The following is a 25069-nucleotide window of genomic DNA, read 5'->3' on the forward strand; positions in this document are numbered from 1 at the left end:
CGCGGCCCGGCGCCCGCCTCGCCCCGCGCGCCTCGACGAGCGCCGCTCCCCGCCCCCCGATGCCGGTACGCTGTTGGCAGTTGGCAGTTGGCAGTTGGCAGTTGGCAGTAAAGGATGATGGCGGCATCCGTCGAGCGCCAGTGCTCTGAACCGAGCTAATCGCGCGGATTTTGCCCATCCTAGGCGCACGCTTGCTTCCCACCAAATCACAACAATCCTACTGAAACCTGAAATCTGACACCTGAGACCTGAAACCTGCCAACTGAAACCTGAAACCTGAAACCTGAAACCTGAAACCTGAAACCTGAAACCTGAAACCTGACAACTGACAACTGACACCTGCCAACTGACACCTGCCAACTAACCACCGAACTTAAAGAATGGCACTCATCAAGACACAGAGCGTCGAGCCCGTCGCCGAGGAGTCGAGGCAAGCACCGCGCGACTGCGCGAGTCTGATCGCGAGCTTGACGGCGACCGATCCCATTGCTCGGCGCTGGGCGGCACGTGACCTGGTGGATTGCCCGGAGGCCGCCGCGGCGCTGGTGGAGCGTCTCAAGCAGGAGTCGGAGGTCTCGGTCCGGGAGGTCATCCTCACGACCCTGACCAACCTCGGTGACCCGGTCGCGGTCGCCGGCCTCGTCGACTGTCTCAGGAGCGAGGACGCGGCACTGCGCAACGAGGCGATCGAGGCCATGCAGAAACTGCCGGATGCGGTCGCGCCAATGATGCGCGAGCTGCTCGCCGATCCGGATTCGGACCTGCGCATCTTCGCGGTGAATATTCTCGAATCCCTCTGTCATCCGGAGGTGGAGACCTGGCTGATCGAGGTGATCGATCGCGATCCACATGTCAACGTCTGCGGAGCGGCGGTCGATCTGCTCGGGGAGGTTGGCACCCTCAACGCCCGTGAGAGTCTGCTGCGCGTCAAGGCGCGCTTCGCCAATGAGCCCTACATCCGATTCGCCGCCGACCTCGCGCTTGGGCGACTCCGTGAAACCTGAAGCAGACAGCGCCAACATTCGGATCAGCGCCGAGGATTTTCAGAAGTTTCGAGAGTTCTTCTACCGCAAGACCGGTATCCAGTTCGATGCATCCAAGCGCTATTTCGTCGACAAGCGTCTGGTGGAGCGCATCGAGGCCACGAGTTCCGGCAACTTCCGCAGCTATTTCACCATGCTGCGCTTCCAGGCCAGCGGTGAAGAGGTCCAGGCATTGACCAACCTGATGACGGTCAATGAAACCTATTTCTTCCGCGAGGAGTATCAGTTTCGGTGTTTGGTCGATTCACTGCTGCCGGAAATCGTGGCGCGCAAGCTGGATCGCCGCCCGATTCGAATCTGGGCAATCCCCTCCTCCTCGGGCGAAGAGCCCTACTCCATCGCCATCTATCTGCTCGAGAACTGGCCCGGAATCCATGAATGGGACGTTGAGATCATCGCCTCCGACATCGATACGCGAATCCTTGCGCGAGCCCGTCAAGGCCTTTACTCGACGCGCTCGGTCCAGCATCTACCGAGCCGCTATCTGCATCAGTATTTCAAGCGCAAGGCCGATGGCTATCAGATCTGCGACGATCTGCGCCAATCGGTGGAATTCACCCGGGTCAACCTGACCGAGCGCGCCGACACCCGGGGCTATCGCGACTTCGACGTCATTTTCTGCCGCAATCTTCTGATCTATTTCGACGATGTCTCGCGCAAGACGGCGACCGAAACCTTTTACGACGCGCTCCGGCCGGGCGGCTTCGTCTGTCTGGGCCATTCGGAATCCATGAGCCGCAGCTCGTCCCTCTACAAGATTCGCAAGTTCCCCGAAGCCATCGTCTACCAGAGGCCACTGGAAACCTCATGAAACGCATCCTGATCGTCGATGACGCCGCGACGGTTCGGCTCTATCACCGTGAGATCCTCGAGGCGGCGGATTTCGCGGTGGAGGAGGCGATGAACGGCATCGAAGCGCTGGAAAAGGCGCTGCAGACGGGCTTCGATCTCTTTCTGGTCGATATCAACATGCCCAAGCTGGACGGTTACGGGTTTCTGCGGGAGCTGCGCGGTCAAGACCTCCGGCAAGCGCCAGCCATCATGATCTCCACCGAGGCGAAGGCCAGCGACGAGCAACGCGCCTATGCCGCCGGTGCAAACCTCTATCTGACCAAGCCGGTCAAGCCGGAGCAGCTTCTGACGCAGGTGCGGTTGCTGCTCGGGGAGCCGCGTCCATGAGCCCCTTGCTGGAGCAGTTTCTGTCGGAGGCGAGGGACTTCCTGCAAGGCATCGCCGACAAGCTGATGCGGCTGGAGAATGCCCCCGCCGACGCCGACCTCATGAACGAGCTGTTCCGCCTGGTGCATACCCTCAAGGGCAACAGCGGCTTGTTCGATGTTCCGGAGATGACGCGGGTGCTCCACGCCGGCGAAGACCTCATGGACGCCGTGCGCAATGGCCGGGTGGCCTATTCGCGGCTCTTGGCCGACCGCTTGCTCGATGCCATGGATTTCGTGGGGATGCTCTGCGACGAACTCGAGGCCGATGGCGGCCTGAGTTCGGCTCATGCCAGCGACTCGGCGCGCTTGGTGGACGCCCTGCGGCAATTGATCCAGTCCGATGACACCCCTGCCGAGGTGCCCGCGCCCGAGTCCGTGCGCGCCGAGACGACGCGCTTGGTCGAGCCAGCGCCCGACGCCGACACTGCAAGTCTGCCGCTGGCCAGCATCCCGGAGGCGGTGCGCATGCAGGCCTACCGCCGGGCTTGCGCGGGCGAGTCTCTGTTTTGGCTCGACTATCGGCCGGATGAGCAATGCTTCTATCAGGGCGAGGATCCCTTTTTCCTGACGCGCCAGACCCCGGAGCTGCTGTGGGGCGGCATCGAGGCGCGCGAGCCCTGGCCGCCGCTGGCCGAGCTGGACGCCTATTGCTGCATGCTGGATTTCCGCGCACTGACTGCCGCTTCGCGCGCAGCCCTGGAAGAGCACTACCGCTATGTCATCGACCAGGTGCGGCTCACCGAGGTCGCCCGGCTGGCGCTGGTGATCCCCCAGGGCGATCCGAACGGCGGACCCGTCTATGAAGACTTTGTCGCCGATGCCCGCAGTCTGCTGACGGCCGGCGACCTTGCGGCTCTGGCGCGCAATGCCAGCAGCCTCTTGGAGCTGTCCAGTCCGGATCTCTGGATCGCCTCGGTCTTGCGCTGGCTGCAGTTGGTCTTGGAGACCGAGCCGGAGAGCCGCGCGGTTCTCAACGCGCTCCTGGACTGCCTCGGCAGCCTCGCTCCGCCGCACTGGGGGAAGGCTGTGGCGGAAGCAGCGAGCGCGACGAGTGCGTCCCCCGACCCGACCCTGACTCCTGAGGATGCTAGGCCCCAGACCGAGCGCACCCTGGAGGCGGAGGGCGTTGTCAGCACCAGCGACGCGCCCCCTACCCTGTCGCCGCTGGAGGCCGAGGGGCTCGCTGCCGTGGTCGCTGCCCAAAGGGCGATCCTCGCCCTGACAGATGAGCCCGGCTGGCTGCAGGGCCGCATCAAGGCGGCCGCCGCGGCGCTATCGGGGTGTCTGCGCACAAGCGGTCAAGGCGCGGCCCTCGAGAGCCTGGAGGCGGCCACGGCCTCGGCGCTCGCCATGAACAGCGGTGCGCCGCTCCTGGCCTGGGTCGAGGATGCCTTTCCGCCCGAGGTCTTGGCGCCCTCCAGGCCTGCGGTCCCCGCCGAGGCATCGGAGCCAACTGCGGCGCCACCCGATCCGGTCCCGAGCGCATCCCGGCCAGCGGGCGATGAGGAGATCAAGTTCGGCCGTCGTGCCGAGGACGCCATCACCGGGCCTAAGAGCCTCAAGGTCGATCAGGCCAAGATCGACCGTCTGATGAATCTGATCGGCGAGATGGTGGTCGCGAAGAATGCGCTGCCCTACCTGGCCGGTCGCGCCGAGACGGTGTTCGGGGTGCGCGAACTCTCCCGCGAGGTCAAGGGCCACTACGGGGTCATCAATCGCATCGCCGAGGAGATGCAGGGCGCCATCATGCAGATCCGCATGATGCCCGTCTCCTTCGTCTTCCAGCGGTTTCCGCGTCTGGTGCGCGACATTTCGCGCAAGCTCGGCAAGGAGGTCGAGCTGATCCTTGAAGGTGAAGAGACCGAAGCGGACAAGACCATCATCGAGTCACTGGGTGATCCCTTGATGCACATCGTGCGCAACAGCCTCGACCACGGCATCGAGTCGCCGGAGGTGCGGCGCGCCGCCGGAAAGCCGGCAACCGGCACCCTGAGGCTGCGGGCCATGCAGGAGTCCGACCGCGTGCTCATCGAGATCTCGGACGACGGCAAGGGCATCGATCCGGATATCATCAAGCGCAAGGCCTACGCCAAGGGGCTCATCGACGAGACGCTGCTGGAGCAGATCAGCGACCAGGAGGCCGTGAATCTGGTCTTCGCCGCCGGGTTTTCGACCACAGAGGTGATCTCTGATCTCTCCGGCCGGGGTGTTGGAATGGATGTCGTCCGCACCGCTGTCGAGAAGGTCAACGGCAGCGTCGCCTTGACCAGTCAGCAGGGTCGCGGCACCCAGATCCGTCTGTCGCTACCCCTGTCCATGGCCGTGACCAACGTCATGATCGTCGTCTCCGACGGCCAGCGCTTCGGTGTCCCCATGGATCGCGTCGTCGAGACCGTGCGGGTTCCCCGCACCGCCATTCGTACCATCAAGCACAGCCAGGCAACCGTGTTGCGCGGACGCATCGTGCCGTTGAAATCCATCAATGCGCTGCTCGGGCTCGCGGCCCCGCCCAAGGCCAATGCCGATGATGAACTGGCGGTGCTTGTCGTGCGCCTGGGCGATGAATCCCTGGGTCTCTTGGTGGACGACTTCAGCGAGACGCTCGACATCATCCTCAAACCCATGACGGGTGTGCTGGGGGGGCTCTCGACTTATGCCGGATCGGCCCTCATGGGGGATGGTTCGGTGCTGATGGTGCTCAACCTCAAGGAAATTTTGTGATGACGATCGAGTTCAAGAAAAACCAGATCGTGTTTCATGAAGTCGTGGGCGTGGAAGACGCCGAGGCGTTGCTGGAGTGGTTGCAGAAGAAACGGACGGCCAAGGCGGATCTGTCCGCTTGCACCCATCTCCATGCCGCCAACCTGCAAGTGCTGATGGCGGCCAAGCCTGCCATCCAAGCCTGGCCGGCGGATGCGCCGCTGCGCGCCTGGCTCGAGCCCATCTTGGCCGCCCCCTAGGATTCTGGATCGAGGAATAGACCTATGTCTAAAACCATCATGATCGTGGACGATTCCGCCACCATGGTGTTGAGCCTGAAGTCGACCCTGGAGATGAACGGCTTCAAAGTCGAGAGCGCCGGCGATGGCACGCAGGCCCTCACCAAGCTCAAGGGTGGCGTGAAGCCCGACCTCATCATCACCGATATCAACATGCCCAACATGGGCGGGCTGGAGCTGATCAAGAACGTGCGTGTGCTGCCGGGCTTCCGCTTCACGCCGATCCTGACGCTCACCACCGAGAGCCAAGCGGAAAAGCGCGACGAGGGCAAGCGGCTGGGCGCCACGGGTTGGCTTGTCAAACCCGTCGCTGGACCGGACCTGGTCAAGGTCATCAAGCAAGTGCTACCGGGTGCCTAGTCAGTGGCCAAGATCACAGCAGAGGATGCGCGTTTTGCTACATCCGGCATGGGCTATCGCCTCATGGCCGCCGCCGCAGCGGCGCTCGCGATCAATGTCGGCATCGCCTGGTCCGCCTCGCTTTGGCTGCAACAGCACTTCCTCCTCCCCCTGAACCTTGGCTACGACGTCGAGATCGCCCTCACGACCCTCTTGTCCACCCTCTCCGTCCTGGGGTTGACCGCGCTGCTGACCTGGGTCTTTCTGCGCAAGGATGTCGCGCATCTCGATATCCTGCTGCGTGATGGTCGTTCTCGGCTCGCGAATCTTTCGGTCCGGCAGGCTGTGGTCGAGGAGGAAGTCGCTCATGTCTCACCCTACCTCGACATCATGCAGAAACAGATGCAAGGCACTGTCCAAGAGACCGAGCAGGGCGTCATGGCGGTCATCGAGCAGATCAATCAGGTCCATGGCATGTCCAGGCAGCAGATGGAGCGGATCGATCACTCGATGAAGAACGGTATGGACCTGGCGGACGTCATGCGACTGCAGGCAAGCAGCAACAAGGAGGTGATTGCCGTCCTGACCGGTCATCTGAACGAGCAGCTCACCGAGCTGGACTCCAACCTGAAGCGCATCGAAGGGCTTGCGAGCCAGGTGGACACCCTCTCACCCCTGGTCGGCGTGATTTCAGATATCGCCAAGCAGATCAATCTCTTGGCGCTCAACGCCGCGATCGAAGCAGCACGCGCGGGGGAGGCGGGGCGGGGCTTTGCCGTCGTGGCCAGCGAGGTGCGGGCGCTCTCGACCCAAACCGCCAATGCCGCCGAGGACATCGCCCACAAGATCAGCGCCGCGACCCACGGCATGGAAACCGAGCTTGCAGTCGCGCGCAAGGCGCGGGACAACAAGGCATATACCGACCACATCCATCGGATCATTGCCGATATCAGCGCCATGGAGGAACGCTTCGCCGAAGGCAGCAACGTGCTCCTGGAGGTGATTCAGGGCGTGGAGGCCGGCAACGGAGAGATCGTCACGCGCCTGTCCGAGGCGCTGGGCTATATCCAGTTTCAGGATGTGGTCCGCCAACGCCTAGAGCAGATTGGCATTGCCCTTAGCGAACTCGACGAGCATCTCCAGTCGCTGATGGGCCATCTCGGCGATGCTCAGTGGGATGGCAGCATCCAGCCCAGCCTCAAGGACCGCCTCGCGGGACATCTCGATCGCTATGTGATGTCCAGTCAGCGCGACGCCCACGCGGCGGTGACGGGCGGCGAAGCAACGAGCGACGATCGCCCGCAAATCGAACTCTTCTAACCATGACCCGGATCATCGCCATCTCCAATCGCAAGGGCGGCACCGGGAAGACCACCGTCGCGGTCAATCTTGCCGCCGAGCTTGCCGCGCGCGGGTCGCGGGTCTTGCTCGTCGATCTCGACTCCCAGGGCCATTGCGCCGCGGGACTCGGGGTCAAGATCGACAAAGATGCGCCCACGGCGCATGACGTCTTTCTCGACCCGCGGGCGAGCCTGGCAGCCGCCATCTGTCAGACCGCGTGCGCGAATCTCGCCCTGGTCCCGGCCGATCAGCGCTTCGAGCACAGCAGCGGCGCGCGTGACGAGCAGCGGCTTGCCCAGGCGCTGGCCCAGGATGAGATCACCGGCGCCTATGACCTAGTGCTCTTAGATACGCCGCCCTCCCTGGACCACCTGCTGCTCAACGCCCTCACCGCGGCACACTGGGTGCTGGTGCCATACGTACCTCACCAGCTCTCCCTCGAAGGCATGCAACAACTGATGCGGGTGCTGCTCAAGGTCATGTCCTCAAGCAACCCCCAACTCAAGATCCTCGGTTTGCTGCCGACCATGGCGGCCCGAAACATCCGCCAGCATCGCCTGGTGACCGGCGAGGTCGCGCGTCAGTTCGGCGCCGCCAGAGTCTTGGCCGGCATCCGCAACGACATCCGTTTGGCGGAGGCCTTCGGCGTCGGCAAGCCCATCCGCGACTATGCGCCGACCTGCCGTGGCGCCCAGGATTTCGCCGACCTGGCGACAGTCCTCCTGTCACCCTTGGACTCAGAGTCCTCCATGTTCTGATTCCCGATCAGGACCGGGTTCGCAATCGCACGCCAAGGCATGCGAGCGCGGCCGGCGCAAGCACTCAGGCGTCGAGTGGAAATCGCTAAAGTGCGCACTTAGGCGCAGCATAAGACCATGGATGCCAGCACCATCAGCCGACCCCACTGAAGCTGCGGAGTCATTCCGCCGAGCATCGACCTGCTCCTAAGGAGCTCAACTCATGGATCACTTCCCCTCTGGATGGGTCCCGTTCTTTGTCATCGCCGGGATCACCCTGCTCTTTGCACTGCGCCTAGTGCTGGCAGCGCGCGTCGCCGAATGGGCTAGATTCGTCGCAGTTCCCTCAATCGACATCCCGCCAGGCTGGCAGCAGGCCTTCGCGGATACGGACGCCGAGCTGCGCCGCCTGGGCTTCGAGCATCTGTGTTTCTGTAGAACCGAATTCGCCCCACCAGAAACCCTGACGCCCGAGCTGGCCCGCTTCTACAGGCACGGCTCCGAGCCCGTGATCGCTCGTGTTCTGCCGCCACAAGTCTTCGCCTGGCCCGAGGGCTGTGGGGTGGCGTTCTTCTCCCTCGAGTCCAGCGGCACCCTCCTCGCAACCGTCGACCGACTCCCAGAGCTGTTCCCACGTCCGCCGGAGTCCTTGGCGATGGGTATCGTCACCGTGGCGAGGAACCTGGAAGACCTGCTCGAGGCACACCATTTGATCGTCGCCGCGCGCCAAGATAACTTGGTGCCCTGGGGTGGCGCGGAGGATGTGCTCGCGCGCATGAATGCCTTCGAGGTCGCCAACATCGCCTGGCTGCGAGCCGAGAGACTCATTGCCCCACACCCGGATGGCGGCTACGTGCCGCGCCTGCGTACCGCCCTGGGGTTCATCTGGCGGAACCTGCGCGGCCAAGTCGTCCAGCCCAGGCCCGAATCCGAGCCCCTGAAGCCCGACCATGCCGCCCTGCTCTTCCAGCAATGGCGCAAAGCCCAAGGGCTCAGGCCGCCGCCCCGGGTGCAGTGGGGACTCTTCATCCTGACCGCACTCGTCTTCCTCATTGCGGGAGGCATCCTCTGGGACTGGCTGCTCACGTCACTGCTGCTGGGCGCAATCGTCTTCCATGAGTTCGGACACTATCTCGCCATGCGCTGGCTCGGCTATCGGAACCTGCAGATCCTGATGCTCCCGCTGCTAGGCGGTCTAGCAACCGGCGTCGAGCGTCACCCGAGCGCAGCGAACCGCGCCTTCGTCAGCCTCATGGGGCCGCTGCCCGGCATCCTGCTGGGGTGGCTGCTGCTCTCTTTGGCCGACGGTAGTGCGCATCAGGAGCTGATGACCATCCTTGCCCTCGTGCTCCTGCTCATCAACTACCTCAACCTCCTGCCCCTAGTCCCGCTGGACGGCGGCCAACTGGTCAAGGCGCTGATCCCGCCCCGATGGCTCGTCGTCCTCGTCGGCTTCGAGCTGCTCGGGGCCGCCGCCCTCTTCTGGATCGGCTTCCAGCTCGACCTCATGCTGTCCCTGATCGGCCTCATTCCGCTCTTTGGCGCCATCGCGCTCTGGCGTCGGCGCGGACGTCTGCGCGCGTTGCAAGCGCGATGCGCCAAGTTAGCCGGCCCGGACGACGAGCTGGAACGGATCAAGCTCGCGATCGATGTCGAGGACGCCCACAAGGGCCGCTATCGACCCCTGACCAAGAAGGCAAAGGCCCTTCAGGACCTGCTCGACACCCTCTCACTCAAGCCGCCGTCGAGCGCCACGCGGGGCCTGCTGCTCAGCCTCTACCTGGCGCTCTTTCTGGTTCCCCTCGCCGTTGCGCCCGAGTTCGCCGCCCATTGGGCCGACCTACTCGTCGGGACAGCATTGCCGCCGACGAAGATCGATCGTTTCCGGGAAGAGGCGCGCACACTGCCCTGGAACGCACTCCTGGCCGAGCTGGACGCGCTGCAGCGGGCGGCCTACTTGAAAATGGTCGGTAACGGCAAGGCGGACGACCGGCCGCCGGTCCCGGAGACACTGCTTCGAGCACCGGCGAACGCCACGGCCATTGTGCAAGCGGAGCAGGCGCTGGGCACCGCCCTGCCCCCGAGCTACCGCGCCTTCCTGGAGGTCAGCAATGGTCTGCGCGACCCCTTCCGCGAGGACGGAGGCGATTGGCTGCTGTCGGTGGAGGACATTGGACCAATGCACCAGAAGCTGTCGGCTCAGCTTGCCGACATCAAGGCAGCCCTCGCCGAATCGGAGCGCCAAGGCGATGCCCCCGTCATCTGGGTCTCGCCGGGCGAGACGTTCGCCGACGCGCCGAAGCAGATCGAGACCAGCCAGCTCGACAATCTGCTGGTGGTGGGCATGGGTGGCTTCTACGACGCGTTCATCCTGCTCAGCCCGGACCTGGCCGAGGCGCCTGGCGAGATGGGCGTGCTAGAGCTGAGTCAGGATCTCATGGCCACCGGCTATTCGAGCTTCCGCGCCTTCATCGAGAGCCATGAAGCCATCGCGAAGCTAAGAAAGCGTTCATCAACAACTTCCCCCCTTTCGCAAAGGGGGGCTAGGGGGGATTTCGGGCGGCATCGCTCGCATCGGGAAATAATTGATGGACACTTTCTAAGAAGTCGCTTTCCCGATGCCGATGCCGATGCCGATACCGATGCCGATCTCACCCGTACGCAGGACTGACGCCCGCCCTCCGCAGGTCGATAGGATGGGCAAAGTCCGCGCTTGGGGCTTGCGCGCCCACTCGGCGCTGGACGCACGTGCCCATCCGGCAAGGCGCTGAGCTGGAAGCGCGCGGCCATTTCGTTGGAGCAACAAGGTCGCGCTCAGGCGCCCGCCTTCGCCGTGCCAAGGCGGCTCGCCGACCCGGCCGGGCGCGAGACGCCGAGCTTATTCATACGTGAGCGCAAGGTGTTGGGATTGATCCCGAGCCGCTCGGCGGCATTGCCCGCGCCATTGATGCGCCAGCCGCAGCGCTCGCAGACGCTGAGGATATGATCGCGCTCGACCTCCGACAGCGTGCGCCAATCGTCCGCCGCGTCGTCAGCACAGCCGAGCATCGACGGACGCTTGGCCAGTGTCGGCAGACCATCCACCAGGAGACTCTGGCCGGGCGATAGGATCATGGAGCGCTCGACGATGTTCTCCAGCTCCCGGACATTGCCCGGCCAGTCGTACTGCATCAACACGGCGATGGCCTCGTCAGGAATGCGCGTGATCTGACGACCAAGCTTGGCGCGCAGCCGGTCGACGAAGTAGGCCGTGAGCAGAGCGATGTCCTCCTTACGCTCGCGCAGCGGGGGGACGGTGATGGGAAAGACGCCGAGCCGATAGAAGAGGTCTGGTCGGAAACCGCCCTCGCGCGCCATCACCAGCAGGTCTCGGTTGGTGGAGGCGATGACGCGGGCGTCCGTCCTGCGGGTCGTCGTCGATCCCAAGCGCTCGAACTCTCCACTCTGCAGCACCCGCAGCAGCTTCGGCTGCAGTTCCATCGGCAGCTCGCCGATCTCATCGAGCACCAGGGTGCCGCCGTCGGCCACCTCGAAGCGCCCGACCTTGCGCGAGATCGCTCCCGTGAAGGCGCCCTTCTCGTGGCCGAACAGCTCGCTCTCAATCAGGGTGGCAGGCAGCGCGGCGCAGTTGACACGGATCAGCGGACGCTCGGCACGTCGGCTGCGCTGGTGGATGGCGGTCGCGATGAGCTCCTTTCCGGTCCCAGTCTCGCCGAGAATCAAGACCGTGCTATCGGTCGGCGCGACCTGCTCCACCTGTTTGAGCACCCGCCTGAGGGCCTGGCTGCCCCCCACGAGATCATCGAAATCGTGACAGTGCAGCACTTGCTCCCGCCAGACTGCGTTCTCGGCTTCGACGCGCCTGCGTAGCGCCAGATTCTCGGCCATGGCGGCATTCAACTCCAGATCCTTGCGCTGGCGCAGCAGCGCATTCGCGAAGACGCCGGCGAGCAGACGCAGACGGCGAACCTGATCGCGAGACCAAAGGTGATCTTGACGCACCGTACTGAAGGACAACCAGCCGAGCACCTCATGCCCCGCGGTCAGCGGAAAGACGGCGATGGAGCGCAGGCCGAGCTGTCGGAATGCGTCCCGATCCGTGGCGGCCTCTGCCGGCAACTCGGCGACGCGGTCCCAAACCAAGGCGTGTCCGGCACGTATTTGAGCCGCCATGAAGGGAAAGTGGGACTCAGCGACTGGCGAGGGAACGGGCTCGATTCCGGGCAAGGCCCATGAATGCGTGGTGACCAGTTGGCCGGGAAGCATGTCGTAGCGCCCCAGGGTACTGCGGTCCACACCCAGAAATCGCACACTGCGGCGCAGCGAGGCGATCAGCAGCTCGTCGAGATCCAGCGGCTCGACATTGACGAAAGAGAGGGCCAAGTGAGTCAGAAGGTCCTCGAAGTGACTATCGTCGGCATTCTGCGAGCTTTCGAGGTCAACCACTTCCTGAGACGACGGCATCGATTCCTCCAGCGAGCATCCAGTTCAGACCCAATTCACTCACGACATCCCGTGACTCACGACATCTCGTCATAAAAGCTCACGAAAAATCGTGACGCCTTGTCAAAATTGCAAGCGCCAAACCTAGCTTTTCACTCGGATATCCCATTCAGATTCAGTTGACTAGAAAGCAAGGTTGGGAATCTTAGCGCGAATGGCCCATTTTCTGCGTTACGTGTAGGCATGACCATTCGCATCACCCCTGCCGAAACGCCTGGTCACCGCGTGCTCAAGATCGATGGCCGGCTCCAGGGCCCTGACCTCCCGGAGCTGGAGCGCCTCTGCACGGAGGGGCCGGAGGCACTCACGCTCGACCTCTCCGGGCTGCGGGGCGTGGATGAGCCGGCGATCATCGCCTTGCGTCGTCTGCGTGCGCAGGGCGCCAGACTCATCGGAGTCTCGGCCTATGTCGCACTCAGACTCGAGGGCACAACGCGGTGAATGGTTAGGACTCGGCGGGCAGCGGCAGCCAAGTGGCGTCAAACCGCGCTCGACGAGTGCCGGAGAATCTAAGAATCGCAACAGACGCTCAGAAAAGAGGACTCAGATGATGCAACCAGAGGATCGACAGCCGGATCAGCCCCGACACCGCGGCGGCCGGCTTGTCGGCGCACTCGGACTCGCACTGACAGCCTTGGGCGCCCTATCGTCAGTCTCGGCGGCCGACAAGCCCAACATCCTGGTCGTCTGGGGCGACGACATCGGCCAATCGAACATCTCCTATTTCACCCATGGCCTGATGGGCTATCAAACCCCCAACATCGACCGTATCGCGGTCGCGATCCCTATGAGCGCGGCATGCTCACCTCCAACACCTATGACGACTGGTTCCTTGACCGCCCCTACCTCTTGCTTCCAGCACAGGGTTACGTCGCCAAGTTCCTAACGACCTTCAAGGAATTTCCGCCCAGACAAAAGGCCGGGAGCTTCAATCTGGATAGCGTGATGGAGGCGCTTAGCAGCCCAGGCACGCACTGATCACGCACCGGCTCGACGGACAGGAATGTCCTGCGACGCTGCAATGGGAGCGCCAACGGATCTGCGCCCCAGGTCAAGAGCAATCCGATGTAAACGCCATCCTAGGGATGGCAACTTAAAAAAGCGAAACGAGGAAAGTTGTTATGTCACTGATGAAACGCGGGCTCGCCGAGCTGATCGGCACCTTCTGGCTGGTTCTGGGCGGCTGCGGCGCCGCCGTCTTCGCCGCAGGCGTGCCCGATGTGGGAATCGGCTATCTTGGCGTCGCCTTCGCCTTCGGCCTCACGGTCCTGACCATGGCCTATGCCATCGGCCACATCTCTGGCTGCCACCTCAACCCGGCCGTCTCGGTCGGCCTCGCCATCGGCGGACGCTTCAGCTTCGCCGACCTGCCGGTCTATGTGATCGCACAGACCATCGGCGCCATCATCGCCGCCTTCCTCATCCTCTTCATCGCCGCGGACATGGGCGCCTTCAAAGAGGGTCAGGCGACCTTCGAGCTGGGCGCCAGCAGCCTTGCAGTCAACGGCTATGGCGAACTCTCGCCCCAGGGCTACGGCTTGATCTCCGGCCTGGTCACCGAGATCGTCATGACCATGATGTTCCTCTTCATCATCCTGGGCGCCACCGACAAGCGCGGCATTGGTACTCACGCGGGTCTAGCCATCGGTCTGGCCCTGACGCTCATCCACCTCATCTCCATCCCGGTGACCAACACCTCGGTCAATCCGGCGCGCAGCACCGGCCCGGCCCTGGCGTTAGCCTTGTCGGGGGAAGGCAAGGCCCTGAGTCAGCTCTGGCTGTTCTGGGTGGCACCCATCATTGGCGCCGCCATCTCGGGCGTCATCTACCGCTTCTTCGAAGAGCCGTCCCAGGGCTAAGAGGATCAGGTGGACCAGCGAGAGCGAAGTCCACCGAATCCCAGGGCGATGTTGGTGGACCGCCACTGCGCCAGCGCCTCCTGCAAACCGGCCCTGTATTGAAGGCTCACCACCTATCGGTTTTATGTAGCCAGGGCTTCCAGCCCTGGCAAACCAGGCCAGGATGGCCTGGCTACGCAGGCTTGGAGCGACTGTTCCGGTTGATTTCGGGAAACCGATAGGCGTTGAGGTGTTGAAGGCCCGTATCAACCAAAGTCAGAAGGCCATGGCGGAAAACTAGCGCGTCGCCGACGTACTTGGCCACCTGCAGGGCGCGCGACCTGCTGGAAGGCGCCAACAGCTGCAGCGACGCCCTGATGGACCTGCTCTACAACTCGCCAGCGGCACCATCGATCAGCACGACGACTGGATGCGCGAGCAGCACGCGCGTCACAAAGCGCGGCTCGCCAAGGTCTGCGCCCCGCCGCTAGCCGTCACGAAGCCCGAGGGCATCTGAGAGGCTGTCTGGAAATCATCGTAGAGGCCCCTAGGATCCTTGAGGGCGCAAAATGCTCGCAGATGAGTCAAATTTCGATGAAGCGTCCGACCATCCAAGGCCGTCGGGATCGGGATCGGGATCGAACCGACGATAGCGATTCCGATCCCGATAGCGATCCCGATGGCATGACTCGTCGGTCTGAGGCGAAGCCTCCCTAGGAGTTTCCAGACAGCTTCTGAGATGCGGCGCAGGCTCCCTGCGTAGGCCGAGGTTGCGGAACGCATCTGGCCTGCACTCAACAACCACACTTCTATGGCGTAAATATTGCTGAGTCGATGGGGTTCACCGAGCAATCCAACAGACGCGAGGCCCACCGATGACCGATCCACGCCTCATCATGTATCACAAGCACCCGACCAGCGCCCGGACGCGCTTCCTGAGGCTAGACTATGGAGGCGTCTGCGGCTTCACGGCACTGCCAGACGCGGCTGAGCTGGCGGAGAAGCGCATCGACGACAGCAATCTGGTCTCGCACCCGGCCTTCCTGATCCGTGACGCCGAGACCCGCCTGGGCCTGCCCAGTGGCAGCCTGGAAGCGGAAAGCGGCTATCGCTGCAAGGTCAGCTGCCCGGAGGGCGCGAAAGAGGTCTTCCTCGCACGCTTCACCAGCATCGACCCGCCCTTCGATGAGGCCGAGGCCCAAGGCGCGTCCTTCATCGACCTGACTCAGGCACGCGGCCTACCCAAAGTCGAACTCGCCCTGCTGAGGCTCGCCTACGAAAAGATCCTGGGCTGATCCGGCCAGCCGCGCATGTGCGATATGCCTCGCAAACCGACAGTATGTCGGTCATGCGACAAGCATTGCCGCCCGCTCTTGATGGATTCCAGACAGGTAAGCGAGAAGCACCCTCAGCAGAACACCGCCGCTCTATTGCTCGGGAAAATGTCAATGCCTGGGACACGCGCAAGCACGGCGAAACCGTTCTTCCGCAGATTGACACGCCGTAGCAGGACTTACCCTCGATTCTGGACATTTCCCAGCGTTTGACTCAAACTGCACGCCAATACTGGTTGGCGAGGCAGCGCCGTGAACTTGCACGACATCATCCTGCGCCCGGTCGCTGTTGAGGAAGAGGCGCGCTTCAAAGCACGGCTCGCGGCGCATCATTATCTGGGGCGTGGCGAAGATCGGTCACACCCTCTGGCACGTCGCCACCTGGGGGGATCAGTGCCTGGCATTGCTGGTGCTGAGCGCGGCGGCCTGGAAGTGCGCTGCCCGTGATCGCTGGATCGGCTGGGAGCGCAAATGGGGCGAGCTGGCCTTTCGGCTGCGGGTGCCAAACCAGGCAGTGCGCACCGCCCTGAACAATCAGTTCATCGACGCCTACACCGGCATCAGCGACGAGCGCCTGAGCTACAAAGCGGGTCTGGCCGAGGCGCTGACCAAGGCCGATCTGCCAAGGCTGGTCAAGGCCATCAAACGGCTGTTCGCTAGCATTCCCTGGCGCAATTTCATCGGCAATGATCTCCCCGCGAGCGAGGGCTACTATGCCAGCGTGCTCTATGCCTTTTTCGCCAGCATGAACGCCGAGATCATCCCGGAAGACCTGACCAATCATGGCCAGGTGGATCTGACGCTCAAGCTGGCAGGCTACACCTATGTGATGGAGATAAAACTCGAGCGCGGCTCGGAGCTACAGCAGACGCCGCCGGATAGCAAGGGCGGCGCAGACGCTAATGAGCGTCCCAACCTGGCACTCGCGCAAATCCGCTCACGGGGCTACAGCGAGAAGTATCGCGGCGCCCCGGGCCGGGGTTTGTTCGAGGTCGGACTGGTGTTTGGCCGCGCGGCGCGCAATCTCATCCAGGCCGATTGGCGGCGGGTGGACTGAAGCCGGGCGTCCAAGCGAGGCACTGTATCCACCGCGCGTTGGACTCAGTTCTGGCAGCGCATTGATCAGTTCGGCGCCAAATGCTGTTGCCGCAACATCATGCGAAGGCCGGGCAATAGCTCCCTATCCAAGCGCTATCCCAACTCGGCTTGCAGATCGTCCAGAAGCTCTAGCGGATCGACGACGATCCCGGTCCCGTCCAGCGCGGGGAATACGGAGACCAAGCGATTGTCTTTCGCCATGCCTTTGAGCCAGCGGTTCATGAAGACCTCGAGGTCCAGCGCCTCGGCCCGACAATCCGACCAATCGGCGTTGGCGAGTGCCTCGGCCAGTTCGGGCGCTGGCCAGAAGGGAAAACACTGCCGTCCGTCTTCATCACAGAAGGCCACGAAGCCGCCGCTGCCCTCGAGCGTCCAGACCTTTCCTTTCCCGGTGATCTCGCTGACGAAATAGGCGTACCGATCGTCGGCCGGCAGGTCGAAGAGCGCGGCCGTTGCTTGGGTTGACTGAGGTGCATTCATCCGGCGGGAGTCCTTAATGGGGTTGTCGATGCTGGCGCGGGTCTCGTAACAAGCCGAGCCCCGCTCACGCGGCCTAGCGGGCTTCGCGGATTCCAGACTCTAGCAGCCGCTCTGCCGTGGCGAAAGCCTTGCCGTGACATCCTCTAGCGAGACTCGCAACCTGTGACGGAGCGCCCAGACCTGAGCCCTGCAGCCCGTCCGAAGGTGATCAGCTCGACTTGTCGACTGCCGACCGGGCAACGCAAAATAGGGGTATTTCCCTAGGGGGCAATGGAGGTGAACGCGTGAAGTGGTACGGAATCATTCTTGGCGCCATCCTCGGCACTATGGTGGGGACCCTCATTGGATACTTCCTGGTCCCGGGCATGCTTAAATAGGTCGTCATACGGACCCTTCGCGCTGCGGACGACCGCTCGCGCGATGAATGCGGCAGCCAGGGGCAAGGGTTCTGTCCGACGCCACGGAAAGACTCGATCACGAACCCCGCGCCCATTCTGCCGCATGCGCCCTTAAGCGGCGCGGGTGTTTTACTCTGCTGGAGATCTGCCGATGAGGCCACTGAGATACCGCGTCAGGCCCGGCAACTGGGATTTCGCTGGAGCAACCGTCATGGAGGGCGGTGTCAACTTCTGTGTCTTCTCACGTTACGCTGAAAAGATGCAGCTGATGTTGTTCGAGGGAGAGGACAGCCCCGACGCCTACGAGGTCATTCAGCTCGATCCGCGCACCAACCGCACCTTCTTCTTCTGGCACATCTTCGTCGAGGGACTGCCTCACGGCACCCTATACAACTGGCGCGCGGACGGGCATGCCGACACCCGCGAGACGGGAAGCCGACTCGACCGCGACAAGGCCTTGCTAGACCCTTGGGCCACAACCATCAGCACCAGGCTTTGGGACCGCGAGGCCGCCTGCCGCCCAGGTGACAACGTCAATACCGCCATGCGCGGCCAGGTGGTGAGCGACGACTACGATTGGGAGGGCGACGCGCCACTCCACATCCCGCTGAACGAGGCCGTCATCTACGAGCTGCACGTCGGCGGCTTCACGCGACATCCCTCCTCCGGCGTCGCCCATCCCGGCACCTACGAGGGCATCATTGAAAAGATCCCCTATCTGCAGGATCTCGGCATCACGCACGTCGAGCTGATGCCGGTCATGGCCTTCGACCCCAAGGACGTGCCTCCCAAAACGGCCAAGATGGGCCTCGAGAACTATTGGGGCTACAGCACCCATAGCTTCTTTGCGCCACATCCAGGCTTCGCGATCCGCGCCGCGCACGCCCGCGATGAGTTTCGCGACATGGTCAAGGCCTTTCACAAGGCGGGTATCGGCATCATTCTCGACGTGGTCTTCAATCACACGGCCGAGGGCGGTGAGGAGGGTCCCGTCATCAGCTTCAAGGCCTTCGGCAACGAGGTCTTCTACCATCTCGACTTCGACGATCGCCGCCGCTACCGCGACTACACCGGCTGCGGGAACACCATGAACTGCAATCACCCCATGGTGACCCGCTTCTTGATCGACGCCATCCTCTACTGGGTGCAGCACATGCACGTAGACGGTTTCCGCTTCGACCTCGCCAGCGCACTCGCCCGCGGCGAGGACGGCAACCCGCAGTACCACGCGCCCGTGCTCTGGGCCATTGAGCTGTCGCCCTCGCTCAGTCGCGCGCACATCATCGCGGAGGCCTGGGACGCCGCCGGGCTCTACCAGGTCGGCGACTTCCCGGGCTACCGCTGGGCCGAGTGGAACGGCCGCTACCGGGATGTCATCCGCGCCTTCGTCCGCGGCGATCCCGGTCTGGTGGCCGAGGTCGCGACCCGCATCGCCGGCTCCAGCGACCTGTACGAGCCGCGCGGACGCCTGCCGGTGAGTTCAATCAACTTCGTCACCTGCCACGACGGGTTCACGCTGTGCGACCTGGTCAGCTACAACCACAAGCACAATCTCGCCAATGGCGAGGACAACCGCGACGGCCACGACCACAACCTGAGCTGGAACTGCGGCTCCGAGGGCCCTACCGACGACCCAGGCATCCAGGCACTGCGCCGTCGCCAAGCGCGCAACTTCATCAGCATCCTCATGCTGAGCCAGGGCGTGCCCATGCTGCTCGCGGGCGATGAGGTCTTCCGCAGCAAGCAAGGCAACAACAACACCTACTGCCAGAACAATGAGCTGTCGTGGTCCGACTGGGACCTAGTCGAAAAGAACAAGGACATGCTGGAGTTCATGCGCGCCATGATTGCGCTGCGCCGGCGCCACCCCAGCTTGATGCGCGACCGCTTCCTCACGGGCAAGCCCGAGCGCGGGCAAGCACTTGCAGACATCACCTGGCATGGCGTAGGCCTGGAGCAGCCGCAATGGGACGATCCAGCCAGCCACGCCCTCGCCTTCACGCTCGCGGCCAAGGGCGAAGACGAGCCACCGATGCACGTGATGCTCAACATGGGAATGCACAGCCTCGAATTCGCCGTTCCGACGCTGCAGGGGTTGCGCTGGTGCCTGGCCGTCGATACCTCAGGTGAAAAGAGCGTGATCGAGCCGCAGGTGCAGGAGCCCATCGCCCTCGGACGCGTCAAGGTCGACTCACACGCGGTCGTCGTGCTGGAAGCGAGACCTCGCTAAGTAAAGTGTCCATCAATTGTTTCCCGATGCGAGCGATGCCGCCCGAAATCCCCCCTAGCCCCCCTTTGCGAAAGGGGGGAAATTGTTGATGGACAGTTCCTAAGGAATCGCGGTCTGAGCCGCGCCTCGCGCGGTCCCATCAAGCCATCCGACCCTTACAGAGGAAAGAGACATGCAGCTTGGAATGATCGGCCTCGGCCGCATGGGCGCAAACATGGTGCTGCGGCTGTTACGCGCTGGGCACCAATGCGTCGTCTATGATCGCGACCCCAAGGCCGTCCAGGCATTGGTCGAGCAAGGCGCACAGGGGGCCGATGATCTGGCCGATCTCTGCGCCAAGCTGGCCGCGCCACGCAACATCTGGATGATGGTGCCGGCCGGCGTGGTCGATGCCGTCATCGCGGACGTCAGCCCCCATCTCGCCGCCAACGACACCCTCATCGACGGCGGCAACTCCAATTATCGCGATGATCTGGCGCATGCCGAGCGACTCCGCCCGCAGGGCATTCACTTTGTGGATTGCGGGACCAGCGGCGGCGTCTGGGGACTGGAGCGCGGCTATTGCCTGATGATTGGAGGCGATGACGAGGCCGTCGAGCGCCTGGACCCCATCTTCGCGGCCCTGGCTCCCGGGCCGGGAACGATCGAACGCACGCAGGGACGCTCTGGCCCTTTGAGTCGTTCGGAGCAGGGCTACCTCCACTGCGGCCCCAACGGCGCTGGCCACTTCGTCAAGATGGTTCACAACGGCATCGAATACGCCCTCATGGCGTCCTATGCCGAGGGTTTGAATCTACTCAAGCATGCCGGTGTCGGCCGCAAGGACCACGAAGTCGACGCCGAAACGGCACCGCTCAGCAACCCAGAACACTATCAGTACGACATCCCCGTCGGCGAGGTCGCCGAGGTCTGGCGCCGCGGCAGCGTGGTTGCGTCCTGGCTGCTGGATCTCACCGCCAATGCCCTACTGGAGGACCCCGACCTCAAGGCCTTTGGCGGACAGGTCTCGGACTCCGGCGAGGGTCGCTGGACCTGCCTGGCGGCGATCGAGACAGGCACCCCTGCCCCCTTGCTGACGACCGCCCTCTTCGAGCGTTTCAGTTCGCGTGGCGAGGCCGACTTCGCCAACCAGATCCTGTCCGCGATGCGCTACCAGTTCGGCGGGCACCACGAAAAGCCAAAGGACTGAGGCCCGCACAGCCGTCCCTCGCCGGCGTGCGAGGGCGCGGCCCAACGCGCACAGCCGCCGCCCGAGGAGAAGCACCGTGCCCAACGAGCAACTGAACTCCGAGATCGCCCCGCCCGCCCCCCCGAACATCATGATCATCTTCGGTGCGGGAGGCGACCTGACGAAGCGCAAGCTGATTCCCGCCCTCTTCTACCTCCGCCAGGGCGGCCTGCTTCCGGACAGTTTCGCCGTCCTCGGACTCGACCGGCTCGAGATGACCGACGAGAGCTTTCGCGACAGCATCGCAGATACGGTCAAGCAGCATGTCGGGGCGGCCTGGGATGAAGGGATCTGGGCCAAGCTCTGCGAGCACCTGCACTACATGCAGGGCAACATCATGGAAGAAGTCACATACAGGGCGCTCTGCGAGCGTCTTTCTCGCCTGGACGCGGAGCGCGGCACAGAGCGCAACTACCTCTTCTATCTGGCGGTGCCGCCAAGACTCTTTCCGGACATCACCCGGCACCTCGGATCCGCGGGACTCACCACCGAGTCAGAAAACGACTGGCGCCGCGTCATCATCGAGAAACCCTTCGGCAACGACGTCGAGAGCGCCAAGGCGCTCAACGGCATGCTGCACGAGACCCTCGACGAGGATCAGATCTACCGGATCGACCACTACCTGGGCAAGGAGACGGTCCAGAACATCATGGTCTTCCGCTTCGCGAACGGCTTCATCGAGCCCTTTTGGAACCGCCAGCACATCGACCATGTGCAGATCACGGTCGCGGAGTCCGTCGGGGTCGAGCATCGCGGCGAATACTACGAGCAGGCCGGCGCGCTGCGCGACATGATCCCCAACCATCTGCTGGTCCTCTTGGGATTCCTCGCGATGGAGCCGCCGAACTCCTTCGAGTCAGGAGCGGTCCGTGACGAGATCAACAAGGTGTTGGACGCCATTCATCCCCTGACGCCCGAGCAGGTGCTCACCCATGCCGTGCGAGGCCAGTATGGTGAAGGGGTGATGCCAAGCGGTGAAAAGGTGCCAGCTTATCGGTCATCGCCCGGGGTCTCGCCAACCTCCGGTCGCGAGACCTATGCCGCGCTCAAACTGACCATGGACAACTGGCGCTGGGCTGGCGTGCCCTTCTACGTACGCACCGGCAAGCGCCTGGCGGCCCAGTACACGGAGATCGTCATCCAGTACAAGCGCGCGCCCAAGATCATGTTCAAGAACACCGACATCGAGCAGATGACACCGGATATGCTGGTCCTGCGCATCCAGCCCAACGAAGGCATTCAGATGAGCTTCGGCGCCAAGATCCCTGGCCCGCGCATGCGCGTCGGCACCGTGAACATGGACTTTTGCTACGCGGACTACTTCGGCAATGCCCCAGCGACCGGCTACGAAACGCTCATCTACGATTGCATGAATGGTGACGCCACGCTCTTCAAACACGCAGACACGGTCGAGAAAGGCTGGGAGATCGTCGAGTCCGTCATGGATGTGTGGAATGCCCTCCCCGCGCGCGATTTTCCCAACTATGCCGCCGGGACATGGGGGCCAGCCGCGGCTGGCAATCTGCTCAAGAACGACGGCAGGCTCTGGCGGCACATCAAGACACCGAGTTAGAGGGATCCCGTGAATCCAATTGAGACCGTCACGAGCCGCTGCCCCTGGTGCGACGCCCCCTTGGAGATCGATCTTGACGTCACCGCCGGCGGCCGCTCCTATGTTGAAGACTGCCAGATCTGTTGTGCGCCCATCGTCATCGAGTTCGAGTTCAGCGGCGCTGACGAAGACGAAATCGCCTTCACCCTGACGCGCGACGGAGACTAGACACCCTATGAGTCAGATGCCATTGGTCCTCGCCTCAACCTCGGCCTTTCGTCGTGAGCTGCTCGAGCGACTCGGTCTGAGCTTCACCACCGCGTCCCCAGATGTCGATGAGGCGCGACGACCTGATGAGCCCGCACAAGTCCTGGTGCTACGGCTGGCCGAGGCGAAGGCGCGCGCGGTCGCCAAGCAGTACCCGAACGCGCTCATCATCGGCTCGGACCAGGTCGCCTGTCTGGATGATGCGATCCTCGGCAAACCCGGATCCCGGGAGAACGCCATTGCACAGCTCGAGCACGCCTCTGGACGCACTGTCCTCTTCCAGACCGGCCTCTGTCTGCTCGATACTCGCAGCGGTCAGGCGCAGACCCTCGTCGAGCCCTTCCGCGTCCACTTTCGACGGCTGACACGCCCCCAGATCGAGGGCTATGTCGATCGTGAGCAGCCCTACAACTGCGCTGGGAGCTTCAAGTCCGAGGGGCTCGGCATCGCGCTCTTCGAACGCATGGAAGGCGAGGATCCGAGCGCGCTCGTTGGGCTTCCACTGATTCGCCTGACGCCATTGCTCGAAGCAGCGGGTCTCTGTCCCCTAGGTTGTTGAATCCATTGGTCGGTTTGGGGTTTGTGCGCATTGCAAAACACGCCTTTGTGGGCGACACTTCACGCTGAGCAATAGAGACTCAGTGTAGAGTCAAGATATTTCAGGGGGTTTTCCGACAATGCGTGCTGCACCCATGACTTCCCGGATGCTTCGGGTCTCGGTGTGCTTGGTCCCTTTCGTCCTCTTGGCTGGATGTGCCAGCACTGGCGGCGGGCAGGACGGACTTGGGCCTGCGATCGGCGAATCGGGCATCAACTATGGTGCCTCTCGAACCTTTCCCGTGCCAGACGACCTGCGCGACAACGTGGATTTCTGGCGACACGTCTATGGGATCTGGGGCCGCGGCGAGGTTGCGATCCACGACGACGAGTACCTCGGTATCGTGTACGAGGTCGTGAAGCTACCGGGGACCATTCAAGCTAGCTATACCAGCTCGCAAAAGAGCTTGGTCAATGCACGCAAGCGCCACTTCGAGGATCAGCTCGCAAGCATCCAGCAGCGTCTTCGCTCCGGTCAAAGCTTGTCCGGGAGCGACAAGCAAATCGTCCGCAAATTCAAACGTCACGCCAGCACTGACGCGATCTATGGTGCCGCGGAACGTGTGCGCGCCCAGCGCGGTCTGCGTGAGCGGTTCAGACGCGGTGTCGAGATCAGTGGACGCTATGACGAGATCTTCCGCGAGATCATGAGCAATTACGGCGTCCCTGAGGACCTCGCCTACCTCCCGCACGTGGAATCCTCCTTCCAGACCAATGCCCGCTCGAGCGTCGGGGCCGGCGGAGTCTGGCAGTTCATGCCTTCGACTGGTCGGCAGTACATGCGAGTCGACAGCACCATCGACGAGCGCTTCGACCCGATTCTGGCGGCCGATGGCGCGGCCCGCTATCTCTCTCAGGCTCATGCCAAGCTCGGCAGCTGGCCACTGGCCATTACCTCTTACAACCACGGCCAAGGGGGAATGGCCAAGGCTAAGGCCCAGTATGGAGACGACATCGGACGCATCGTCGACAACTACAAAGGCCGCTACTTCGGCTTCGCATCCCGAAATTTCTATGCCGAATTCATCGCCGCCCGCGAGGTGGCCAGCAATCCGAAACGCTATTTCCACGAGGGCGTGAGCTACGAAAAGCCGTGGCCGCATGATCGCCTGGTCTTGATGTACAGCATGCCGGCGGACCACGTCGCACGACACTATGGAACAACCAAGTACAGACTGGCCGACCTCAACATGCACTGGCGCGACAAGATCGTCAGCGGCAATGCCCAATTGCCCGCCGGAGCCACCGTTTGGCTACCTGAGGGGACCATGCGACGCGTCGCGAGCCACCCGCCGCGCTACGCCACGCCGGTTCTGGTTGCCAGCACCAACGCTGGATCACGCGCGACAAAGGAACCAACGAGAGCCATCGCCAAGGTCGACAAGTCGACCAAGCCAGTCGCTCGCGCACCTAAGAACCCCCCTGCCAAGGCCAGGTATCACGTCGTCAAACCGCAAGAAACCCTGTACCGAGTCGCGGTACAGAACGGAATCAGCGTCTCGCAGCTGCGCAAGCTCAATAAGATGAATTCCGGAGACAACAATATTCGGCCGGGGCAGAAGCTCATCGTCGGAATTTGATGGCCAAACGAAGCGGCACAGGGACATGTGCCGCTAACTCCGACGATCTGCCGTCAACCAACAACCTCTTGCATACCCATCCTTAGCGACCGAGGCGTTTCGCCTTGGTTGGCTCGCACTCCCAAGGTTAGGCCCCCTGGGCGCTGCTGCCACTCGCCACGACAATCACCGACTCAGAATCTCGGCTTTTGGCCAAGCGCACAGACGGTGGGAGCGGCGCCCCCCCCCGCCCGGGCCCCGCTAGCGGGGGGGGGCCCCGGCCCCCGGGGGTTTGTCAAAAGGTAC

22 protein-coding genes and 1 pseudogene are annotated in these 25069 nt (G+C 63.2%); 21 read left to right on the forward strand and 2 right to left on the reverse strand.

The features are described 5' to 3' along the window. Positions 1 to 380 precede the first annotated feature (380 nt). From G3480_RS17725 to G3480_RS17765, 9 genes are all read left to right on the forward strand, one after another. Positions 381 to 1004, forward strand: a complete 624-nt coding sequence (locus G3480_RS17725; RefSeq protein ID WP_164655222.1) for a HEAT repeat domain-containing protein — start codon at positions 381 to 383, stop codon at positions 1002 to 1004. After that, complete coding sequence (locus G3480_RS17730) at positions 994 to 1854, forward strand: CheR family methyltransferase (RefSeq protein WP_338114164.1); 861 nt, start codon at positions 994 to 996, stop codon at positions 1852 to 1854. The genes G3480_RS17725 and G3480_RS17730 overlap by 11 nt, the downstream gene beginning before the upstream one ends. Then, positions 1851 to 2222, forward strand: a complete 372-nt coding sequence (locus tag G3480_RS17735) for a response regulator (protein WP_164655224.1) — start codon at positions 1851 to 1853, stop codon at positions 2220 to 2222. The genes G3480_RS17730 and G3480_RS17735 overlap by 4 nt, the downstream gene beginning before the upstream one ends. Further along, positions 2219 to 4984, forward strand: coding sequence for a chemotaxis protein CheA (locus G3480_RS17740; RefSeq protein ID WP_164655225.1), 2766 nt, complete (start codon positions 2219 to 2221; stop codon positions 4982 to 4984). Before G3480_RS17735 ends, G3480_RS17740 begins: the two co-directional genes overlap by 4 nt. Then, positions 4984 to 5223: a hypothetical protein gene (locus G3480_RS17745; RefSeq protein ID WP_164655226.1), complete on the forward strand. Its 240-nt coding sequence runs from the start codon at positions 4984 to 4986 to the stop codon at positions 5221 to 5223. The genes G3480_RS17740 and G3480_RS17745 overlap by 1 nt, the downstream gene beginning before the upstream one ends. 24 nt (positions 5224 to 5247) lie before the next feature. Next, positions 5248 to 5622: a response regulator gene (locus G3480_RS17750; protein ID WP_164655227.1), complete on the forward strand. Its 375-nt coding sequence runs from the start codon at positions 5248 to 5250 to the stop codon at positions 5620 to 5622. A 3-nt stretch (positions 5623 to 5625) separates the two neighbouring features. Further along, positions 5626 to 6921 (forward strand): methyl-accepting chemotaxis protein, encoded by a 1296-nt coding sequence (locus tag G3480_RS29265; RefSeq protein WP_206171775.1) that lies wholly within the window; start codon positions 5626 to 5628, stop codon positions 6919 to 6921. A gap of 2 nt (positions 6922 to 6923) precedes the next feature. Then, a complete protein-coding gene (locus G3480_RS17760; protein WP_164655228.1) occupies positions 6924 to 7700 on the forward strand; it encodes a ParA family protein in 777 nt (258 codons plus the stop codon). A 202-nt stretch (positions 7701 to 7902) separates the two neighbouring features. Next, entirely contained in the window at positions 7903 to 10350 is a 2448-nt protein-coding gene (locus tag G3480_RS17765) for an SMI1/KNR4 family protein (RefSeq protein WP_164655229.1), read from the forward strand. A 143-nt stretch (positions 10351 to 10493) separates the two neighbouring features. Here G3480_RS17765 and G3480_RS17770 read toward each other — a convergent pair whose 3' ends face one another. Further along, positions 10494 to 12143 carry a sigma 54-interacting transcriptional regulator gene (locus G3480_RS17770; RefSeq protein ID WP_164655230.1) on the reverse strand — a complete coding sequence of 550 codons (1650 nt, stop codon included), beginning with the start codon at positions 12141 to 12143 and terminating at the stop codon, positions 10494 to 10496. Positions 12144 to 12365: 222 nt separating this feature from the next. Here G3480_RS17770 and G3480_RS17775 point away from each other — a divergent pair, with 222 nt between their 5' ends. From G3480_RS17775 to G3480_RS29015, 6 genes and pseudogenes are all read left to right on the forward strand, one after another. Further along, positions 12366 to 12623: an STAS domain-containing protein gene (locus G3480_RS17775; RefSeq protein ID WP_164655231.1), complete on the forward strand. Its 258-nt coding sequence runs from the start codon at positions 12366 to 12368 to the stop codon at positions 12621 to 12623. A 106-nt stretch (positions 12624 to 12729) separates the two neighbouring features. After that, positions 12730 to 12957 (forward strand): annotated as a pseudogene (locus G3480_RS29575) (arylsulfatase); the annotation flags it as partial. Positions 12958 to 12980: 23 nt separating this feature from the next. Next, positions 12981 to 13160, forward strand: coding sequence for a hypothetical protein (locus tag G3480_RS17780; protein WP_206171776.1), 180 nt, complete (start codon positions 12981 to 12983; stop codon positions 13158 to 13160). A gap of 143 nt (positions 13161 to 13303) precedes the next feature. Next, positions 13304 to 14041, forward strand: coding sequence for an aquaporin Z (gene aqpZ, locus G3480_RS17785; RefSeq protein ID WP_164655232.1), 738 nt, complete (start codon positions 13304 to 13306; stop codon positions 14039 to 14041). 854 nt (positions 14042 to 14895) lie between these two features. Next, a complete protein-coding gene (locus G3480_RS17790; RefSeq protein ID WP_164655233.1) occupies positions 14896 to 15315 on the forward strand; it encodes a hypothetical protein in 420 nt (139 codons plus the stop codon). A 382-nt stretch (positions 15316 to 15697) separates the two neighbouring features. Continuing rightward, positions 15698 to 16411, forward strand: coding sequence for a PD-(D/E)XK nuclease domain-containing protein (locus G3480_RS29015; RefSeq protein ID WP_164655234.1), 714 nt, complete (start codon positions 15698 to 15700; stop codon positions 16409 to 16411). A gap of 134 nt (positions 16412 to 16545) precedes the next feature. Here G3480_RS29015 and G3480_RS17800 read toward each other — a convergent pair whose 3' ends face one another. Next, on the reverse strand, positions 16546 to 16932 hold the full coding sequence (locus G3480_RS17800; RefSeq protein ID WP_164655235.1) for a DUF2750 domain-containing protein: 387 nt from the start codon (positions 16930 to 16932) through the stop codon (positions 16546 to 16548). A 549-nt stretch (positions 16933 to 17481) separates the two neighbouring features. On the opposite strand from G3480_RS17800, the gene glgX reads away from it, so the two are divergent. From glgX to G3480_RS17830, 6 genes are all read left to right on the forward strand, one after another. Next, positions 17482 to 19560 carry a glycogen debranching protein GlgX gene (gene glgX / locus G3480_RS17805; protein WP_164655236.1) on the forward strand — a complete coding sequence of 693 codons (2079 nt, stop codon included), beginning with the start codon at positions 17482 to 17484 and terminating at the stop codon, positions 19558 to 19560. 172 nt (positions 19561 to 19732) lie between these two features. Next, positions 19733 to 20749 (forward strand): phosphogluconate dehydrogenase (NAD(+)-dependent, decarboxylating), encoded by a 1017-nt coding sequence (gene gnd, locus G3480_RS17810; protein WP_164655237.1) that lies wholly within the window; start codon positions 19733 to 19735, stop codon positions 20747 to 20749. Between the two features lie 130 nt (positions 20750 to 20879). Further along, positions 20880 to 22361, forward strand: coding sequence for a glucose-6-phosphate dehydrogenase (zwf, locus tag G3480_RS17815; protein ID WP_164655241.1), 1482 nt, complete (start codon positions 20880 to 20882; stop codon positions 22359 to 22361). A gap of 9 nt (positions 22362 to 22370) precedes the next feature. Continuing rightward, positions 22371 to 22568 (forward strand): zinc ribbon domain-containing protein, encoded by a 198-nt coding sequence (locus G3480_RS17820; RefSeq protein ID WP_164655238.1) that lies wholly within the window; start codon positions 22371 to 22373, stop codon positions 22566 to 22568. Positions 22569 to 22575: 7 nt separating this feature from the next. Further along, on the forward strand, positions 22576 to 23166 hold the full coding sequence (locus tag G3480_RS17825) for a Maf family protein (RefSeq protein WP_276611722.1): 591 nt from the start codon (positions 22576 to 22578) through the stop codon (positions 23164 to 23166). A 133-nt stretch (positions 23167 to 23299) separates the two neighbouring features. Further along, positions 23300 to 24784 (forward strand): lytic transglycosylase domain-containing protein, encoded by a 1485-nt coding sequence (locus G3480_RS17830; RefSeq protein WP_240905893.1) that lies wholly within the window; start codon positions 23300 to 23302, stop codon positions 24782 to 24784. The last annotated feature ends 285 nt before the right edge of the window (positions 24785 to 25069 follow it).

Origin of the sequence: Thiorhodococcus mannitoliphagus, assembly GCF_010915725.1 — a bacterium.
GTDB classification, from domain to species: Bacteria; Pseudomonadota; Gammaproteobacteria; order Chromatiales; family Chromatiaceae; genus Thiorhodococcus; species Thiorhodococcus mannitoliphagus.

Excerpts from the sequence above, each read along its gene's own strand:
- G3480_RS17725 (WP_164655222.1), top strand. The coding sequence starts at position 381 with ATGGCACTCATCAAGACACAGAGCGTCGAGCCCGTCGCCGAGGAGTCG.
- G3480_RS17735 (WP_164655224.1), top strand. The coding sequence starts at position 1,851 with ATGAAACGCATCCTGATCGTCGATGACGCCGCGACGGTTCGGCTCTAT.
- G3480_RS17740 (WP_164655225.1), top strand. The coding sequence starts at position 2,219 with ATGAGCCCCTTGCTGGAGCAGTTTCTGTCGGAGGCGAGGGACTTCCTG.
- G3480_RS17745 (WP_164655226.1), top strand. The coding sequence starts at position 4,984 with ATGACGATCGAGTTCAAGAAAAACCAGATCGTGTTTCATGAAGTCGTG.
- G3480_RS17750 (WP_164655227.1), top strand. The coding sequence starts at position 5,248 with ATGTCTAAAACCATCATGATCGTGGACGATTCCGCCACCATGGTGTTG.
- G3480_RS17760 (WP_164655228.1), top strand. The coding sequence starts at position 6,924 with ATGACCCGGATCATCGCCATCTCCAATCGCAAGGGCGGCACCGGGAAG.
- G3480_RS17765 (WP_164655229.1), top strand. The coding sequence starts at position 7,903 with ATGGATCACTTCCCCTCTGGATGGGTCCCGTTCTTTGTCATCGCCGGG.
- G3480_RS17770 (WP_164655230.1), bottom strand. The coding sequence starts at position 12,143 with ATGCCGTCGTCTCAGGAAGTGGTTGACCTCGAAAGCTCGCAGAATGCC.
- G3480_RS17775 (WP_164655231.1), top strand. The coding sequence starts at position 12,366 with ATGACCATTCGCATCACCCCTGCCGAAACGCCTGGTCACCGCGTGCTC.
- G3480_RS17780 (WP_206171776.1), top strand. The coding sequence starts at position 12,981 with ATGCTCACCTCCAACACCTATGACGACTGGTTCCTTGACCGCCCCTAC.
- aqpZ (WP_164655232.1), top strand. The coding sequence starts at position 13,304 with ATGTCACTGATGAAACGCGGGCTCGCCGAGCTGATCGGCACCTTCTGG.
- G3480_RS17790 (WP_164655233.1), top strand. The coding sequence starts at position 14,896 with ATGACCGATCCACGCCTCATCATGTATCACAAGCACCCGACCAGCGCC.
- G3480_RS17800 (WP_164655235.1), bottom strand. The coding sequence starts at position 16,932 with ATGAATGCACCTCAGTCAACCCAAGCAACGGCCGCGCTCTTCGACCTG.
- glgX (WP_164655236.1), top strand. The coding sequence starts at position 17,482 with ATGAGGCCACTGAGATACCGCGTCAGGCCCGGCAACTGGGATTTCGCT.
- gnd (WP_164655237.1), top strand. The coding sequence starts at position 19,733 with ATGCAGCTTGGAATGATCGGCCTCGGCCGCATGGGCGCAAACATGGTG.
- zwf (WP_164655241.1), top strand. The coding sequence starts at position 20,880 with ATGATCATCTTCGGTGCGGGAGGCGACCTGACGAAGCGCAAGCTGATT.
- G3480_RS17825 (WP_276611722.1), top strand. The coding sequence starts at position 22,576 with ATGAGTCAGATGCCATTGGTCCTCGCCTCAACCTCGGCCTTTCGTCGT.
- G3480_RS17830 (WP_240905893.1), top strand. The coding sequence starts at position 23,300 with ATGACTTCCCGGATGCTTCGGGTCTCGGTGTGCTTGGTCCCTTTCGTC.